At 72.3% G+C, this 14,838-nt stretch carries 14 protein-coding genes; 11 read left to right on the top strand and 3 right to left on the bottom strand.

The features are described 5' to 3' along the window. Positions 1-79 precede the first annotated feature (79 nt). The 7 genes from ACGFML_RS12100 to ACGFML_RS12070 all read left to right on the top strand — a co-directional run bounded on the left by ACGFML_RS12100 (position 80) and on the right by ACGFML_RS12070 (position 8,109). The gene (locus ACGFML_RS12100; protein ID WP_393542617.1) at positions 80-736 is read left to right on the top strand and encodes a TetR/AcrR family transcriptional regulator; all 657 of its coding nucleotides are present in this window, start codon (positions 80-82) and stop codon (positions 734-736) included. 214 nt (positions 737-950) lie between these two features. Beyond that, entirely contained in the window at positions 951-2,165 is a 1,215-nt protein-coding gene (locus ACGFML_RS12095) for an alpha/beta hydrolase (RefSeq protein ID WP_393542615.1), read from the top strand. Between the two features lie 107 nt (positions 2,166-2,272). Beyond that, complete coding sequence (locus ACGFML_RS12090; RefSeq protein ID WP_393542613.1) at positions 2,273-3,154, top strand: DUF4429 domain-containing protein; 882 nt, start codon at positions 2,273-2,275, stop codon at positions 3,152-3,154. Between the two features lie 122 nt (positions 3,155-3,276). Beyond that, complete coding sequence (locus tag ACGFML_RS12085; RefSeq protein ID WP_393542612.1) at positions 3,277-4,698, top strand: sensor histidine kinase; 1,422 nt, start codon at positions 3,277-3,279, stop codon at positions 4,696-4,698. Beyond that, positions 4,695-5,375 carry a response regulator gene (locus tag ACGFML_RS12080; RefSeq protein ID WP_393542610.1) on the top strand — a complete coding sequence of 227 codons (681 nt, stop codon included), beginning with the start codon at positions 4,695-4,697 and terminating at the stop codon, positions 5,373-5,375. Before ACGFML_RS12085 ends, ACGFML_RS12080 begins: the two co-directional genes overlap by 4 nt. 236 nt (positions 5,376-5,611) lie before the next feature. Continuing rightward, positions 5,612-6,778 carry an alpha/beta hydrolase gene (locus tag ACGFML_RS12075; protein ID WP_393542608.1) on the top strand — a complete coding sequence of 389 codons (1,167 nt, stop codon included), beginning with the start codon at positions 5,612-5,614 and terminating at the stop codon, positions 6,776-6,778. A gap of 50 nt (positions 6,779-6,828) precedes the next feature. Beyond that, entirely contained in the window at positions 6,829-8,109 is a 1,281-nt protein-coding gene (locus ACGFML_RS12070) for an acyltransferase (RefSeq protein WP_393542607.1), read from the top strand. Between the two features lie 60 nt (positions 8,110-8,169). On the opposite strand, the gene ACGFML_RS12065 is transcribed toward ACGFML_RS12070, so the two are convergent. After that, positions 8,170-9,186 (bottom strand): aldo/keto reductase, encoded by a 1,017-nt coding sequence (locus ACGFML_RS12065; protein ID WP_393542605.1) that lies wholly within the window; start codon positions 9,184-9,186, stop codon positions 8,170-8,172. 7 nt (positions 9,187-9,193) lie between these two features. Beyond that, positions 9,194-9,730 carry a MerR family transcriptional regulator gene (locus ACGFML_RS12060; RefSeq protein ID WP_393542603.1) on the bottom strand — a complete coding sequence of 179 codons (537 nt, stop codon included), beginning with the start codon at positions 9,728-9,730 and terminating at the stop codon, positions 9,194-9,196. Positions 9,731-9,951: 221 nt separating this feature from the next. Between ACGFML_RS12060 and ACGFML_RS12055 the strand changes: the two genes are divergently transcribed. Continuing rightward, on the top strand, positions 9,952-10,788 hold the full coding sequence (locus ACGFML_RS12055; RefSeq protein ID WP_393542602.1) for a serine hydrolase domain-containing protein: 837 nt from the start codon (positions 9,952-9,954) through the stop codon (positions 10,786-10,788). Here the strand turns inward: ACGFML_RS12055 and ACGFML_RS12050 are convergent. Beyond that, positions 10,779-11,456, bottom strand: coding sequence for a pirin family protein (locus ACGFML_RS12050; RefSeq protein ID WP_393542600.1), 678 nt, complete (start codon positions 11,454-11,456; stop codon positions 10,779-10,781). The two genes, ACGFML_RS12055 and ACGFML_RS12050, sit on opposite strands and share 10 nt — an antisense overlap. Positions 11,457-11,514: 58 nt before the next feature. On the opposite strand from ACGFML_RS12050, the gene ACGFML_RS12045 reads away from it, so the two are divergent. From ACGFML_RS12045 to ACGFML_RS12035, 3 genes are all read left to right on the top strand, one after another. Continuing rightward, complete coding sequence (locus ACGFML_RS12045; protein WP_393542598.1) at positions 11,515-12,699, top strand: PucR family transcriptional regulator; 1,185 nt, start codon at positions 11,515-11,517, stop codon at positions 12,697-12,699. Positions 12,700-12,788: 89 nt separating this feature from the next. Next, positions 12,789-13,751 carry an ACP S-malonyltransferase gene (locus ACGFML_RS12040; protein WP_393542596.1) on the top strand — a complete coding sequence of 321 codons (963 nt, stop codon included), beginning with the start codon at positions 12,789-12,791 and terminating at the stop codon, positions 13,749-13,751. After that, on the top strand, positions 13,748-14,794 hold the full coding sequence (locus tag ACGFML_RS12035; protein ID WP_393542595.1) for a ketoacyl-ACP synthase III: 1,047 nt from the start codon (positions 13,748-13,750) through the stop codon (positions 14,792-14,794). The genes ACGFML_RS12040 and ACGFML_RS12035 overlap by 4 nt, the downstream gene beginning before the upstream one ends. Positions 14,795-14,838: the final 44 nt, after the last annotated feature.

Raw genomic sequence — 14,838 nt, 5'->3', positions numbered from 1 at the left:
AGCTATTCAACAGTCGGTAACTGTCATTTCGCTCACAGATATCCTGAGCAGCGAGAACACCATGGAGAGGCGGCGCAGGATGGCCACCGAGACGCCGCAGGCGACATCCCCGGGCGGACTGCGGGAACGCAAGAAGCAGCGCACCCGCGACGCCCTGATCCGTGCGGCGCTGGAGCTGTTCACGGAACAGGGGTACGAAGCGACGACCATCGACGAGATCGCCGAGGCGGTGGACGTCTCCCAGCGCACCTACTTCCGGTACTTCGCCAACAAGGAGGAGGTCGTCTTCGCCGTCCAGGAGATGGTGGAGGCCCGGTTCCTCGAGGAGCTGCGCGGGCGTCCCGCCACCGAGGCCCCGTTGACGGCCCTGCGCAGGGCCGTCATGACCGCCTGGGACGAGATCGGCAGCGCCATCGAGTCGGTGGTGCCGGTGGAGCTCCACATGCGGTCGTACCGGATGATCGAGTCCACCCCCGCGCTGATCGCCGCACATCTGCGCCGCTCCTCCGACCTGGAGGAGCAGATAGCGCGCCTCATCGCCGGACGCGAGGGGCTGGACGCGGACGCCGACCCGCGCCCGAGGGTGGTGGTCGCGACGTTCTGCGGCGTGATGCGGGTGGCCGGGAAGATCTGGGGCGAGGGGCAGGACTGCAGCGTCGCCTCCATCCGCGAGCTGACGCAGTCCTACCTGGACCACATCGGGCCGGCCATCGGCGACGACTGGCGAAACGGGTGAAAACGGGGCGCACGCCGCGGTGACCTTCCTCACCGGCCGACGGCGCGCGGCACCCCCCGCGGGGCCATCTCATGACGCGAAGTGTGCAGGTCTGCGCGGCTGAACACCGGAAACCGGCACCCGCTGTCCACTTTGGTCGAAATACCCTCCGCGAAACGTGATATGGATCACGGGCGCAGCAGGTACCTTCTCCCGTCTCCTAGGGTGGCTCGCGGTGACTTCCTTCCCGGGCCTCAGCCCCTCCTTCGGTTTCCTGCAGTCCACCGCCTGGCGTGCCGCACTCGCCCTGGTGGTGGTGTTCGTGATGCTTGCCCTGACCGGCTGGACGGCCATCAGAGGCACTAAGGAGGACGCCAACCCGCTGGCCACCGCCAGGACGGCCTGGCAGCACGCCACCTTCCACGGGCGTCCGCTGCCCGACCCGAAGGCCGCTCCGGCCACCGTCCGGGCCTTCTTCGGCACCCTCGACCGGACCGGGCAGTGGCAGCTCGCGGCCCGGTACCCGCTGGTCGTCGGCAACATGGGCGGCGCCCCGGTGCAGCTGCGCTACCGCGCCAACCGGATGGCCATCGACCACGCCCGCGCCATCGAGAAGCAGCGCATGGGCGACCACCGGCTCACGCCCGTCGGCCGTCAGACCGCGGGCTCGCTGATGCACCGCCTCGAGTCGATGATGAGCCCGGGCCGGCAGATCCTCGCCTTCGACCCGGCCGGCGACGGCCGGGCGGCGGAGGTGTTCGGCAATCTGTCGAAGGCCCGCCGGGTCTCCGTCGTGGTGCCTGGTGTGGACACCAACCTGTCGACGTTCGAGCGCACCGCGAAGGCCCTCACCGCGCCCGTCGGCATGGCGCACTCGCTCTACCGGGCCGAGCGCAAGGCCAGTCCGAGCGCTCGTACGGCCGTGATCGCGTGGGCCGACTACACCTCACCGGGCGGGCTGGGGGTCGAGGCCGCCACCGGGCAGCTGGCCGCGACCGGCGCCGTCCGGCTCGAGGGGCTGGTGGCCGCGCTGCCGCCCACCACGTCCGTCTCCCTGTTCTGCCACAGCTACGGGTCCGTGGTGTGCGGTGTCGCCGCCCGGCAGTTGCCGTCCAACGTCGAGGACATCGCGGTGGCGGGCAGCCCGGGGATGCGGGCCGAGAGCCTGGCCGGACTGGGCACCCACGCCCGGGTCTGGGCGATGCGGGACGCCGACGACTGGATCCAGGACGTGCCGTACCTCGAGTTCGGCGGGCTCGGCCACGGCGCCGACCCGGTCGAACCGTCCTTCGGCTCCCGGATCCTGTCCGCGCAGGGCGCCGAGGGACACACCGGCTACTTCGCGCCCGGCACCGAAAGCCTGCACAACTTCGCGCGCATCGGGGTCGGCGCGCTCACCTCGGTGGAGTGCGCCACCGACGACCAGGACTGCCGCGCCGACCTGGCCTGAGGCACACCGGACGCTGCAGTTCCGGTGGCCAGGAGGGTTTTGACGCGCGTAGCGCAAGGTGCCCGGAAGGGGGACGGGCGGGCGACCGCCCGCATACGATGAGCCGCATGGGTGATGTGCTGGCCGGTTTTCACGCCGTCTGGGAGTTCGACACGGACTCCGTACTCATCCGCTTCGAACGGGGGATCCGCAGGCCGAAGCTGTTCCAGGCGCTCGGCGAGCGACGCATTCCGTACGAGGCGTTGAGGTCCGTCGAGCTGACCGAGGGGAGACGCGGCACGGTGGTACTGCACGCCGTGCCTCGGCGTGGCGCCGATCCTTTGATGGAGGCGGCGGACGGACAGCTCAAGGAGGACGCCGATCCGTACCGGCTGGTGCTGCCGGCCGAGCGCGAGACGCTCGCCGAGTACTACGCCGACGAGCTGCGCACGGCACTGGGACCGGCCGCCGGGGAACCGGCCGAGCGCCATCTGGTGGCCGCGCCGGAGCCTCCGCTGCATTTCAAGGCATACGACGGCAAGGCGTCCTTCGACGGCGCCTCGGTCGCTTTCCGGTGGTTCTGGACGGGGGCCTCGTCGGCGAAGTGGAAGTGCGGCGACCAGAGCTTCACGGTCGGCGAGCTCTCCGGGGTCGAGTGGCGCTCGCCGGAGGTCTTCAACGGCCATCTGCGGCTGCTGGAGCGCGGGGCGGCGCGCGAGGCGGGGCCCGACGCGGCCGACCAGGATCCGGCCTCGGTGGTCTTCGGCCTGGGCTACGGCCCGGTCCATGAGTCGCTGCCGTTCGCGGCCTCGGTGCTGCAGGCCGTACGGGCCGCGGAGCCGGCGCCGGACGCACGGGACCGCGAGCGGGTGGGCCGGGCCGGGGAGACCCGCCGGGACCCGGCCGACATCGCGGACCGCATACGTCATCTCGGTGAGCTGCACGACGCGGGGCTGCTGACGGACGACGAGTTCAGCACCAAGAAGGCCGAACTGCTGGCGGAGCTCTAAGGAACGAGCGACCCGCCGCCCACGGCGCGGGGCGGCCCACACGTCATACCGTGGTAGGGCGTGGAGGCCGGGACCCAGGTATGACGCGCCGACGCGGCCGGCCCGCATACATTGATGGCGCGATGTTCAAGCGATCTCTCACCTCGGAACGCGAGTCGGCCAGCGGCCGGGCGCCGCATGCGACGCGGCAGGCCCTGCACGCCCCCGCCGTCGAACCCGGCCGGCCGGCCGGCCCCGCCGCTCCCCTGTTCGGCGCCGTGGAGAACCGCCGGCTGCGGTGGCTTCCCCATCTGATCGCCATGGTGTTCGCCGTCGCCCTGTTGCCGTCGAGCATCAACGTCCTCAGCAACGACTACGGGATGAGCGGCGGGCTGGCGGGCGGGCTGGCCACCGCCCAGACGGTGCCGCTGCTGCTCGCGGTGACGCGGCCGTTGCAGGCATGGTGGGTGATCTTCCCGGCGCACGTCATCGCCGCGCTGGCCCTCACCGGCGTCGACGGCGTCGCGGGGCGCGCCTGGCCCTGGCCGCCCACGGCGATCGTCGGGTATCTCGTCCTGATGCTGGCCTTGTCGCTGCGGGAGCGGCGACGCCTCCTCATCGCCGTATGGCTGACGACCGGAGCGGCCGGCATCCTCTCCGAGCTGATCGCACCGCGACAGAGCATCGACACCTGGGTGCTGCTGTTCGTGCTCGCCGGGGTGATGCTGCTGTTCGGGGCCACCCTGCGGGAACGGGGCGACGCCCAGCGCAAGTTGCTGGAGCAGGAGACGATCAGCGTGGCCGAGCGTGCCCGCCGGACGCTGCTGGAGGAACGCACCCGTATCGCCCGTGAGCTGCACGATGTCGTCGCCCACCACATGTCCGTGATCACCGTCCAGGCCGACAGCGCCGCGTACCGCATCAGCGGGATACCGCAGGAGGCCCAGGAGGAGTTCGGGGCGATCGCCGCGACCGCGCGGGAGTCGCTGGCGGAGATGCGCCGGCTGCTGGGCGTGCTGCGCAGCGAAGAGAGCGAACGGGACGGCGGCCCGGAGAAGACTCCGCAGCCCGGGACGGGACAGCTGCCGAAGCTGGTCGAGGGGACCGTGCGGGCCGGTGTGCCGGTGGAGTTGGCGCTGCCGCCTCAGCCACTGGCGCTGGAGCCGGCGGTGGACCTGTCGGCGTACCGCATCGTGCAGGAGGCGCTGGCCAACGTCGTGCGCCATGCCCCCGGTGCGCGGACCCGGGTGTCGGTGATTCCCGCGTGGGACGGTTCACGGCTGACCGTGCTGGTCGTCAACTCCGCCCCGCCCGCGCCGTCCGCGCCGCTGGAGCACGAGGGGACCGGGCACGGTCTGATCGGCATGCGCGAGCGGGTGCGGCTGGTGGGCGGCGAGTTGGACACCGGGCCGCTGCCGGGCGGCGGGTTCCGGGTCGCCGCGCTGCTCCCGCTCGCGGGGCCGCCGCCCGCACCGCCCACCGACCCGCAGCTCTCCCACGACGCCTCGTCCCCTGCCGCCCCTCCCTCCTCTCCCCTCCCAGCTAAGGACTCCGGCTCCGCATGACCACTCGGGTGATCATCGTCGACGACCAGGCCATGGTGCGGGCGGGTTTCGCCGCGCTGCTCGCGGCGCAGAGCGATATCGATGTGGTCGGCGATGCGCCGGACGGCGCGCAGGGCGTGGAGCTGAGCCGTCGGGTGCATCCCGATGTGGTGCTGATGGACGTGCGGATGCCGGAGATGGACGGCCTCGAGGCGGCACGCCGGCTGCTCGATCCGCCCGTCGGTGTCAGCCACCGCCCGAAGGTGCTGATGCTGACCACGTTCGATGTCGACGACTACGTCTACGAAGCGCTGCGCGCGGGTGCCTCCGGGTTTCTGCTCAAGGACGCACCGCCGGCCGATCTGATCTCCGCGGTCCGCGTGGTGGCGGCCGGTGAAGCGCTGCTCGCACCGTCGGTGACCCGCCGGCTGATCGCCGACTTCGCGCGGCAGCGACCTGCGCCGCGCAAGGACCGTACGTCACTGCGGCTGAACGGCCTGACGCCCCGCGAGACGGAGGTCCTGGAGCTGATCGCCCGCGGGCTGTCCAATCAGGAGATCGCCGATTCCCTGGTGCTCGCCGAGCAGACGGTGAAGACCCATATCGGCCGGGTGCTGGCCAAGCTGGATCTGCGGGACCGCGCCCAAGTGGTGATCTTCGCCTATGAGTCGGGCCTGGTGACCCCCGGGGAACGGTGACGGCCGGCGGGCGCGGCGGACAACTCCCCTCCTCAGAAGGCGTGTTCGGCAGTCGACCCACTCCATCACCCCGCCCCTGAGCGGTCGCCCCCCGCCCCTCCTCCCCGAGGACGAGCAGTGCAGCCGGCCCCCTACCCCAGTATCACCCGGCAGTTGGCTCCGCGGTGTGACGCCACGTCACCCACCTCCTTTCTACGTTTCCCTCCGCCACACCACCGGAAGAGGGAGACACCACCATGTCCGTGCTGCGCACCGCGGCGCTCCGCAGCAAGCGCACGATCGTCGCCGTCGGGCTCACGGTGGCCGTCGTCGCCGGGACGGGCGGCTGGGCGGCCGGATCCGCGCAGACCGCCGTCACCGGCCCCGCACCGGGCGCCGCCGCCTGGCGGGCGGACCACTCCCTGGACCGGCCGCTGCCGGACCCGGCGAAAGCGGCACCCGCCGCCGTCGCCCGCTTCTTCGCCTCGCTGACCCGCGCCCAGCAACACACCCTCGCGGCCCGCCATCCGCTCACCGTCGGCAATCTCGACGGCGCGCCCGTCCCGCTGCGGTACGAGGCCAACTCCCTTGCCCTGAAGGCGGAACGGCGCCACCGGCTCGCGCAGGCCACCGACCCGGCCGGCACCCTCCAGGACCACCGGCAGGCCAGGAAGGCGGCCGGCCGGTGCGCCGAGCTGCTCGCACCCGGTCGGCGCATCCTCGCGTTCGACCCGCGCGGCCGGGGCCAAGTGGCGGAAGTCCACGGGGACTTGACACGCGCCCGGCATGTTGCCGTGGTCGTGCCGGGCTCCGACATCGACCTGGGCTCCTTCGACCGTGCGCGGGACCCGTACGGCACTCCGACCGGCATGGCCACGTCGCTGCGCCGGCAGATGACGGCCGAGGCGCCCGGCGCCCGCACCGCCGTCATCGCCTGGGCCGGGTACACCACCCCCGTCGGTCTCGGCCCGGACGCCGCCACGGGGCGGCTGGCCGAGGCGGGGGCGCCGCGGCTGGCCCGTTTCCTGTCCGGTCTGGCGGCCGTCGGCGCACCGGCCCCGGCCGTGCTCTGCCACAGCTACGGCTCGCTGGTCTGCGGGGCGGCCGCCGCACGTACGGACCGCGATGCGATCGCCGACCTGATCGTCTTTGCGTCACCGGGGATACGGCACGACAGCGCGGCGGCCCTGCACACGTCGGCCCGGGTGTGGGCGGCCCGGGACGCGTCCGACTGGATCGGCAACGTCCCGCACGTCGAATTCCTGGGCCTGGGCCACGGCGAGGACCCCACCGATCCCGCCTTCGGTGCCCGCCGCGTCCCGGCCGCGCGGGCCAAGGGCCACACCGGCTACCTCGCCCCCGGCACCGACTCCCTCCGCAACTTCGCCGCCATCGCGCTGGGCCGCTACGCCGACGTGCGCTGACACCGACGCCCGCGCCGCCCGCTCCCACCGACCTCACACAAGGACGCCGCATGGCCACCACCGCACTTCTCGTACCCGACGGCCGGATCGGCCGGGTGGGCCGGGCCCGTCGTTCGATGCGGGCCTCGCTCGCCGGGACCGTCCGGGCGATCGAGCTCCGGACGCCCGCCCACCGTGACCGCGCCATCGACGGTCTGCGGGCCCTCGCCCTCCTCTCCGTGCCGGCCGGCCACTGGCTGCTCGGCGGCTTCACTCGCGATCCGGACGGCGCGCTGCACAACGCCAGCCCGCTGACGGCCCTCGGCTTCCTGGCACCACTGAGCTGGGTGCTGCAGATGCTCGGCATCTTCTTCCTGGTCGGCGGCCATGCGTCGGTGCTCTCCTACCGGCGGGCCGTGGAGCGGGGCGAGCCCACGGCCCGGTGGCTGGGCGGGCGACTCGCCCGGCTGGGACGTCCGGTGCTGGGGGTGACCGCCGTATGGGCGGCGATGCTGCCCGTGCTGTACGGGATGGGAGTGCCGGCCGCGACCCTGCGGACCGGCGCGACGCTGGTCGTCCAGCCGTTGTGGTTCGTGGGCGTCTACGCGGGCGTGACGGCACTGACACCGTACTGCGTGCGCGCCGCGCGGCGGGCGGGGGTGTGGGCCGCGGCGCCGCCGTTGGCCGTCGTCGGCGTCGTCGACTTCCTGCGCTACGGGCCGTCCGCCGATGCCGTGCCGTCCTGGTTGAGCCTGCTCAACCTCCTGCCCGGCTGGCTGTTCGCCTATCAACTCGGCGTCAGCTGGGGCGAGAAGAGGCTGGGCAGGCGTGCGGCGTGGGTGCTCCTCGCCGGCGGCACGGCCCTGTTCGCGCTGCTTCTGCTCGCCTTCCACTACCCCGCGAGCATGGTCGGCGTCCCCGGCCGGGCGCGTACGAACTCCCACCCGCCGTCGCTGCTCGTGCTCGCCCTGGCCGCCGCGCAGTCCGGCGCCGCCGTCCTGCTGCGGGACCGGGTGGCCGGCCTGTTGCGGCGGCCCGCCCTGTGGGCGCCCGTCGTCGTCATCAACCTCTCCGCGATGACGATCCTGTGCTGGCATCAGACGGCGATGCTGACGGCGGCCGTCCCGGCTTCCTTCCTGGACGCCGTGCCGGGGCTGACCGTCGTCCCCGACGCACCGGGCTGGATATTCGCCCGGCTGGCCTGGATGCCGGTCTTCGCCGTCGCGCTGATCCTCATCGCGCGCTCCGCCCGCCGCTTCGAGGCACCGTGGACCGGCGTGAGCGTGCTGCGCCGGGGCGCGGCCGCGGTGCTCGCCGCCGGGTTCACGGCCTTCGCGCTGGGCCTCGCGTGACACCGCGCCGGATATGGCGCGGCGGGCGGCGCCCCGCGGGAGCCGCCGCCGGCCGGGCCGTTACTCGCGTCCCGCCGAGGTGTGCGACATGTCCGCGTACCGCGCGCCCGCCACCTTCCCGGCGATGGGCTCCAGCAGCGCCAGGTCCTGCTCGGTGAGCCGGATCCGGGTCGCGGCGGTGTTCTCCTCGATGCGCGTGCGCTTGCGAGTGCCGGGGATCGGGACGACGGCGAGTCCGCGGGCCGCCGCCTGCTGCTGCACCCAGGCCAGGGCCACCTGGCCGAGGGAGGCGTCGTGCGACTCGGCGACCTGGCGGACCGGGTCGAGCAGAGCGGCGTTGGCGGCCGCGTTGTCGCCCGTGAACCGGGGCTGCTGGCGGCGGAAGTCGTCGGTGCCCAGTTCCTTCTCGGCGTTGACGAAGGAACCGGTCAGGAAGCCGCGGCCGAGCGGCGAGTACGGGACGACGCCGACACCGAGCTCCGCCGCGGCCTGCACCACGCCGTCCTCGATGTCCCGGCTGAAGAGCGACCACTCGGACTGGAGGGCCGCGATCGGGTGGACCGCCTGGGCGGCGCGCAGTTCGGAGGCGGTGACCTCGCTCAGGCCCAGGTGCTTGACCTTGCCCTCGGCCACCAACTCGGCCATGGCGCCGACCGACTCCTCGATCGGGACCTGCGGATTGCGGCGGTGCATGTAGTAGAGGTCGACCTCGTCGACGCCGAGGCGTCGCAGGCTGCCCTCGATGGCCGCGCGGATGTAGGGGCGGTCGTTGCGGATGGTGCGCTTGGTCGGGTCGTCCGGGTCGGGGGAGATCGCGAACTTGGTGGCGAGCACGACCTCGTCGCGGTGTGCCTGGATGAAGGGGGCGATGAACTTTTCGTTCTCGCCCATGCCGTACATGTCCGCGGTGTCGTAGAGCGTGACGCCCAGCTCCAGGCCGCGCTCCAGGGTGGCGCGCGCCTCGTCGGAGTCCGTGGGGCCGTAGGCGAAGCTCATGCCCATGCAGCCGAGGCCCTGGATCCCGACCTGCGGGCCGCCGGTGCCGAGTTCTACGGTGTCTATCTTGTTGCCGGTCATGGAGATCTCAGAACCTTTCGGACGCCCGGCGGGCGTCGGCATAGATGTCGATCTTGTAGTCGAGGACGTTCAGGGTGCTCTGCAGTTCGGTGATCCGCTGCCGGACGTCCTCGCGGTGCGCGGTCAGCAGCTGCTCGCGTTCGGCGAAGGTGCTCTCGCCCTCCCGCACCAGCTCGGCGTAGCGGACCATGTCCGCTACGGGCATGCCGGTCAGCCTCAGCTTGGACACCAGGTTCAGCCAGTCCAGGTCGCGGTTGGTGAAGCGGCGCTGACCGGTGTGGGTGCGGTCCACGTGCGGCATCAGCCCGATCCGCTCGTACCAGCGCAGGGTGTGGGCGCTGAGGCCGGTGTGCTCGGCCACCTCGCTGATCGTGTACTGGTCGCGGCCGGTCGGCCGGAGGTGGACGGGCGACGTCGCGCAACCGCTCGGCGATGCCGGTGCCTCCCTGGGGCGGTGTACCTCCGGCTGCTCCGGCTGCCGGCCCGGCACACCGGCCGTCCCCGCGCCGGCCACCACCGGCTGGCCCTGCGTGATCACCGTCATGCTGCGTATCCCCTCTTCACCGGAGGACTCCCCCGTTTCTCCGGACGGTGAGGTCACCGTCCGGTTCGTGTCCCTGTGGAGCGGCCCCGGCGACGCCTCGCGCGTCGGCGCCCCTCGACATCCCCAACGCTAGAGACCTTGAGTGCACTCCAAGCAAGCACGGATCGTCGCCGGACTTGACCGGAATTTGAGGCCGCGAGGGCACGCCGTAGGCTCGGGCCATGCAGAGCCTGCGGATGATAGAGAACTGGCCGGTGCCCACCGCTGCGGCCGCCGTCGTACGCGCCGACGGCACGGTCGCCGGCTCCTACGGGCCGCTGGAGCACCGGTTCCCGCTGGCGTCCGTCACCAAGCTGATCGCCGCGTACGCCGCGCTGCTGGCCGTCGAGGAGGGCGCCGTCGAGCTGGACGAACCGGCCGGCCCGGAGGGATCGACCGTCCGCCATCTGCTCGCGCACACCTCGGGGCTGGCCTTCGACGAGCAGCGCACGATGGCCGAGCCGGGCACCCGCCGGCTGTATTCCAACGCCGGCTTCGAGACGCTGGGTGACCACATCGCCCGGGCGACCGACATCCCCTTCCCCCGTTACGTCCGCGAGGCGGTGCTGGAACCGCTCGGCATGACGGCGACCGAGCCGACCGGCTCCCCCGCCAAGGACGGCGTCTCGACGGTCGCCGACCTGATCCGCTTCGCGGCGGAGCTCCAGGCCCCGCGGCTGCTCGCATCGCAGACCCTGACCGAGGCCACGTCGGTGGTCTTCCCCGGTGTGACGGGTGTGCTGCCGGCCTACGGCCACCAGAAGCCCAACGACTGGGGGCTGGGCTTCGAGATCCGGGACGGCAAGGCACCGCACTGGACCGGCTCCACCTCCTCGCCCCGCACCTTCGGGCACTTCGGGCAGTCGGGCACGTTCCTGTGGGTGGACCCGGAGGCACGGGCGGCCTGTATCGCACTGACCGACCGGGCCTTCGGCCCCTGGGCGGTCGAGGCCTGGCCGCCGCTGACCGACGCGGTGCTGGCCGAACTCCGCGGAGCAGCCGGGCCGGGTCAGCCGTAGTCCGGGCCGGGCTCCGCCCGCATCTCCCACACCAGGCACTCCGCGGCCGTCAGACCCCGCAGTTCCACGCCCTGGCCGTGGGTGATCCGCGCCGCGTCCCCGGCCGCCAGCCGCCGGCCGTCGATCTGCACGGCTCCCCGTACGACATGGACGTAGGCCCGTGCGGCATCCGGGACGGCGGTGCGTTCGTCCGCGGCGAGGCGGCGCAGATGCAGCATGGCGCCGGCCCGGGGAAGGGCGTACGGGGTGCCGTCGGCGATGCCGCGCACCACCTCGTACGCCGGCTCGCCGCCGAAGGAGACGGGGGCCAGCCACATCTGGACGAAGCGCAGCGGCGCCGGGCCGTCGTTGCGCTCGATGTGCCGGACCCCGCCCGCGGAGCTGAGCCGCTGGAGGTCGCCCGGCCGTACGGTGGTCTCGTGACCGGCCGAGTCGCGGTGGGTCAGCTCGCCCTCGACGACCCAGGTCACGATCTCGGTGTCGCTGTGCGGATGCTCGTCGAAGCCGGCACCGGGCACCAGCCGCTCGTCGTTGCAGGCGATCAGCGACCCGAAGCGGAGATTTTCCGGGTCGAAGTGCGGGCCGAAGGAGAACGCATGCAATGTCTCGATCCCGACCTCCGGGTCGCCGCCCCGATAGCGTTCGTCTGCCCTGCGCACCTCGATCATGGCGTCACCGTAGCCCCGCCGCGTCAGCTCCTCATCCCGATAGTGCAGGCTTGTCCCCGTGTCTGAACCCGCATCGCGCGACGCGCACCCGCACTCCGCGACTCTCCGCCGCCTGGAGAAGTCGTCCGGCAAACTGGCGGCCGCGGCCATCGCCCGCATGGATGCCACGCTGCCGTGGTACCGCGCGATGCCACCGGAGAACCGCTCCTGGATCGGCCTGGTGGCGCAGGCCGGTATCGCCGCGTTCACGGAGTGGTTCCGGCACCCGGAGACCCCACAGGCGATCAGCACCGACGTCTTCGGGACGGCGCCGCGCGAGCTGACCCGGGCGATCACGCTGCGGCAGACCGTGGAGATGGTCCGCACGACGATCGAGGTCATGGAGTCCGCGATCGACGAGGTCGCGGCGCCCGGCGACGAGTCCGTGCTGCGCGAGGCGCTGCTCGTCTACGCGCGGGAGATCGCGTTCGCCACCGCCCAGGTCTACGCACAGGCCGCCGAGGCGCGCGGTGCATGGGATGCCCGCCTGGAGTCATTGGTGGTCAACGCGGTGCTCTCCGGGGAAGCGGACGAGGGGGCCCTGTCCCGGGCCGCGGCCCTGGGGTGGAACTCCCCCGAGCATGTGTGCGTGGTGCTCGGTACGGCGCCCGACGGGGACAGCGAGCTGACGGTCGAGGCGATCCGGCGGGCGGCCCGGCACGCCAAGCTCCAGGTGCTGACGGGGGTGCTGGGGACGCGGCTGGTGGTGATCGCGGGCGGCTCCGACAATCCGGTCAAGGCGGCGAAGGCGCTGATCGGGCCGTATGCGGCCGGGCCGGTGGTGGCCGGGCCGGTGGTCTCGGACCTGCTGGCGGCGACCCGGTCCGCGCAGGCCGCGGCCGCCGGGCTGCGGGCGTGCGCGGCCTGGCCGGACGCCCCGCGGCCGGTCCTCGCGGACGATCTGCTGCCGGAGCGCGCGATGGCCTCCGACCCGGTCGCGCGAGACCAGCTGGTGGAGGAGATCTACAGACCGCTGGAGGAAGCGGGATCGGCGCTGCTGGAGACGCTCAGCGTCTATCTGGAACAGGCGAGCAGCCTGGAGGGCGCGGCGCGGATGTTGTTCGTACACCCCAACACCGTGCGCTATCGGCTGCGACGTGTGACAGACGTCACCGGGTGGTCGCCGTCCGATGTGCGCTCGGCCTTCACCCTGCGTGTCGCGTTGATTCTGGGGCGTCTGGCTGACGGTGAGGCGCAGCTCTAGACTTTTGTCCGACACCAACAATTCCCCCGATGGTTCTTCGTCCCTGTCCCCACGGGCGGGCGGGACCGCCCACAAGAGAGAGTGTGAGGGTGCTCGTACTCGTCGCTCCCGGCCAAGGCGCTCAGACGCCCGGCTTCCTGACCCCCTGGCTCGACCTCCCCGGTGTCGAAGACCGGCTCCGTGAGTGGTCCGACGCCATCGATCTGGATCTGATCCACTACGGCACGAAGGCCGACGCGGACGAGATCCGCGACACCGCGGTGGCGCAGCCGCTGCTGGTGGCGGCCTCCCTGATCTCGGCCCGGCAGCTCTTTGCGACCGGCGAGGACCTCTCCCGCCAGGTCGGCGCCGTCGCCGGCCACAGCGTCGGTGAGCTGGCCGCGGCCGCGCTCGCCGGCACGCTCACCGAAGGCGCCGCGATGAAGCTGGTGCGGCGCCGCGGGCAGGCGATGGCCGAGGCCGCCGCCGTCACCGAGACCGGCATGGCGGCGCTTCTGGGCGGCGACGAGGCCGTGGTGCTGCCGCATCTGGAGCAGCTGGGCCTGACCGCGGCGAATGTGAACGGCGCCGGGCAGGTCGTCGCCGCGGGCACCGCCGAGCAGATCACCGCGCTGACCGAGAACAAGCCGGAGGGCACCCGACGGGTCGTGCCCCTGAAGGTGGCCGGGGCGTTCCATACTCACCACATGTCGCCCGCCGTGTCGGTCCTGGAAGCCGCGGTCACCGAGCTGCCGGTGGCCGACCCGCACACCCGTTACGTCTCCAACAGGGACGGCCAGGTGGTCACTTCCGGCCAGGACCTGGTGCAGCGGCTGGTGGGCCAGGTGGCCAATCCGGTGCGCTGGGACCGGTGCATGGAGACGTTCAAGGAGCTCGGTGTCACCGCGCTCATCGAGGCGACCCCCGGCGGCACGCTGGTCGGGCTGGCCAAGCGCGCGCTGCCCGGTGTGGCGACCCTCGCGCTCAAGACCCCTGAGGACCTCGACGCGGCCCGCACGCTGATCGCCGAGCACGCTTCTCCCTCGGCCGAACAAGGAGCCCCAGAAGCATGACCGCGAAGATCAAGCCCACCAAGGGTGCCCCGTACGCGCGGATCATGGGCGTCGGCGGCTACCGCCCGACCCGTGTGGTGCCGAACGACGAGATCCTCAAGCACATCGACTCGTCGGACGAGTGGATCCGCTCGCGTTCGGGCATCGCCACCCGCCACTGGGCGGGCCCGGACGAGACCGTCGCGATGATGTCGGTGGAGGCCGCCGGCAAGGCGATCGCCGACGCGGGGCTGACGCCGCAGCAGATCGGCGCCGTGGTCGTCTCGACCGTCTCGCACTTCAAGCAGACCCCGGCGATCGCGACGGAGATCGCCCACCGCATCGGCGCCGGCAAGCCGGCCGCCTTCGACATCTCGGCGGGCTGCGCGGGCTTCGGTTACGGCCTGACCCTGGCCAAGGGCATGGTGACGGACGGCTCGGCGGAGTACGTCCTGGTCATCGGCGTCGAGCGGCTCTCGGACCTGACCGACCTGGAGGACCGCGCGACGGCCTTCCTCTTCGGTGACGGCGCGGGCGCGGTGATCGTCGGTCCCGCCAAGGAGCCCGCGATCGGCCCGACGGTGTGGGGCTCGGAGGGTGACAAGGCCGAGACCATCAAACAGACTCTCGCCTGGGACGCGTACCGAACCACTCCGGTGCCCGGCGGCGACGGCCCCGAGGAGCGCACCGCTCCCGAGGCCATCCGGTACCCCGCCATCACGCAGGAGGGCCAAGCGGTCTTCCGGTGGGCGGTGTTCGAGATGGCGAAGGTCGCCCAGCAGGCGCTGGACGCGGCCGGAGTCAGCCCGGACGACCTGGACGTCTTCATTCCGCACCAGGCCAATATGCGGATCATCGACTCGATGGTGAAGACTCTGAAGCTGCCGGAGAGCGTGACGGTCGCCCGCGATGTGGAGACCACCGGCAACACCTCGGCCGCCTCGATTCCGCTCGCCATGGAGCGGCTGCTGGCGACCGGGCAGGCCAAGAGCGGGGACACCGCACTGGTCATCGGCTTCGGGGCGGGTCTCGTGTACGCCGCGACGGTCGTTACCCTCCCCTAGGCAAGATCTGCGCAGCGCCGCCCGATTTCTTCGGTGCCGGTCGC

Source organism: Streptomyces sp. NPDC048650, from assembly GCF_043199095.1.
In the GTDB taxonomy this organism is placed as follows: domain Bacteria; phylum Actinomycetota; class Actinomycetes; order Streptomycetales; family Streptomycetaceae; genus Streptomyces.
Note: the sequence above shows the minus strand (reverse complement) of the source record. Positions and strands in the feature narration are given on the sequence as shown.

Excerpts from the sequence above, each read along its gene's own strand:
- ACGFML_RS12100 (WP_393542617.1), top strand. The coding sequence starts at position 80 with ATGGCCACCGAGACGCCGCAGGCGACATCCCCGGGCGGACTGCGGGAA.
- ACGFML_RS12090 (WP_393542613.1), top strand. The coding sequence starts at position 2,273 with ATGGGTGATGTGCTGGCCGGTTTTCACGCCGTCTGGGAGTTCGACACG.
- ACGFML_RS12085 (WP_393542612.1), top strand. The coding sequence starts at position 3,277 with ATGTTCAAGCGATCTCTCACCTCGGAACGCGAGTCGGCCAGCGGCCGG.
- ACGFML_RS12080 (WP_393542610.1), top strand. The coding sequence starts at position 4,695 with ATGACCACTCGGGTGATCATCGTCGACGACCAGGCCATGGTGCGGGCG.
- ACGFML_RS12075 (WP_393542608.1), top strand. The coding sequence starts at position 5,612 with ATGTCCGTGCTGCGCACCGCGGCGCTCCGCAGCAAGCGCACGATCGTC.
- ACGFML_RS12070 (WP_393542607.1), top strand. The coding sequence starts at position 6,829 with ATGGCCACCACCGCACTTCTCGTACCCGACGGCCGGATCGGCCGGGTG.
- ACGFML_RS12065 (WP_393542605.1), bottom strand. The coding sequence starts at position 9,186 with ATGACCGGCAACAAGATAGACACCGTAGAACTCGGCACCGGCGGCCCG.
- ACGFML_RS12060 (WP_393542603.1), bottom strand. The coding sequence starts at position 9,730 with ATGACGGTGATCACGCAGGGCCAGCCGGTGGTGGCCGGCGCGGGGACG.
- ACGFML_RS12055 (WP_393542602.1), top strand. The coding sequence starts at position 9,952 with ATGCAGAGCCTGCGGATGATAGAGAACTGGCCGGTGCCCACCGCTGCG.
- ACGFML_RS12050 (WP_393542600.1), bottom strand. The coding sequence starts at position 11,456 with ATGATCGAGGTGCGCAGGGCAGACGAACGCTATCGGGGCGGCGACCCG.
- ACGFML_RS12035 (WP_393542595.1), top strand. The coding sequence starts at position 13,748 with ATGACCGCGAAGATCAAGCCCACCAAGGGTGCCCCGTACGCGCGGATC.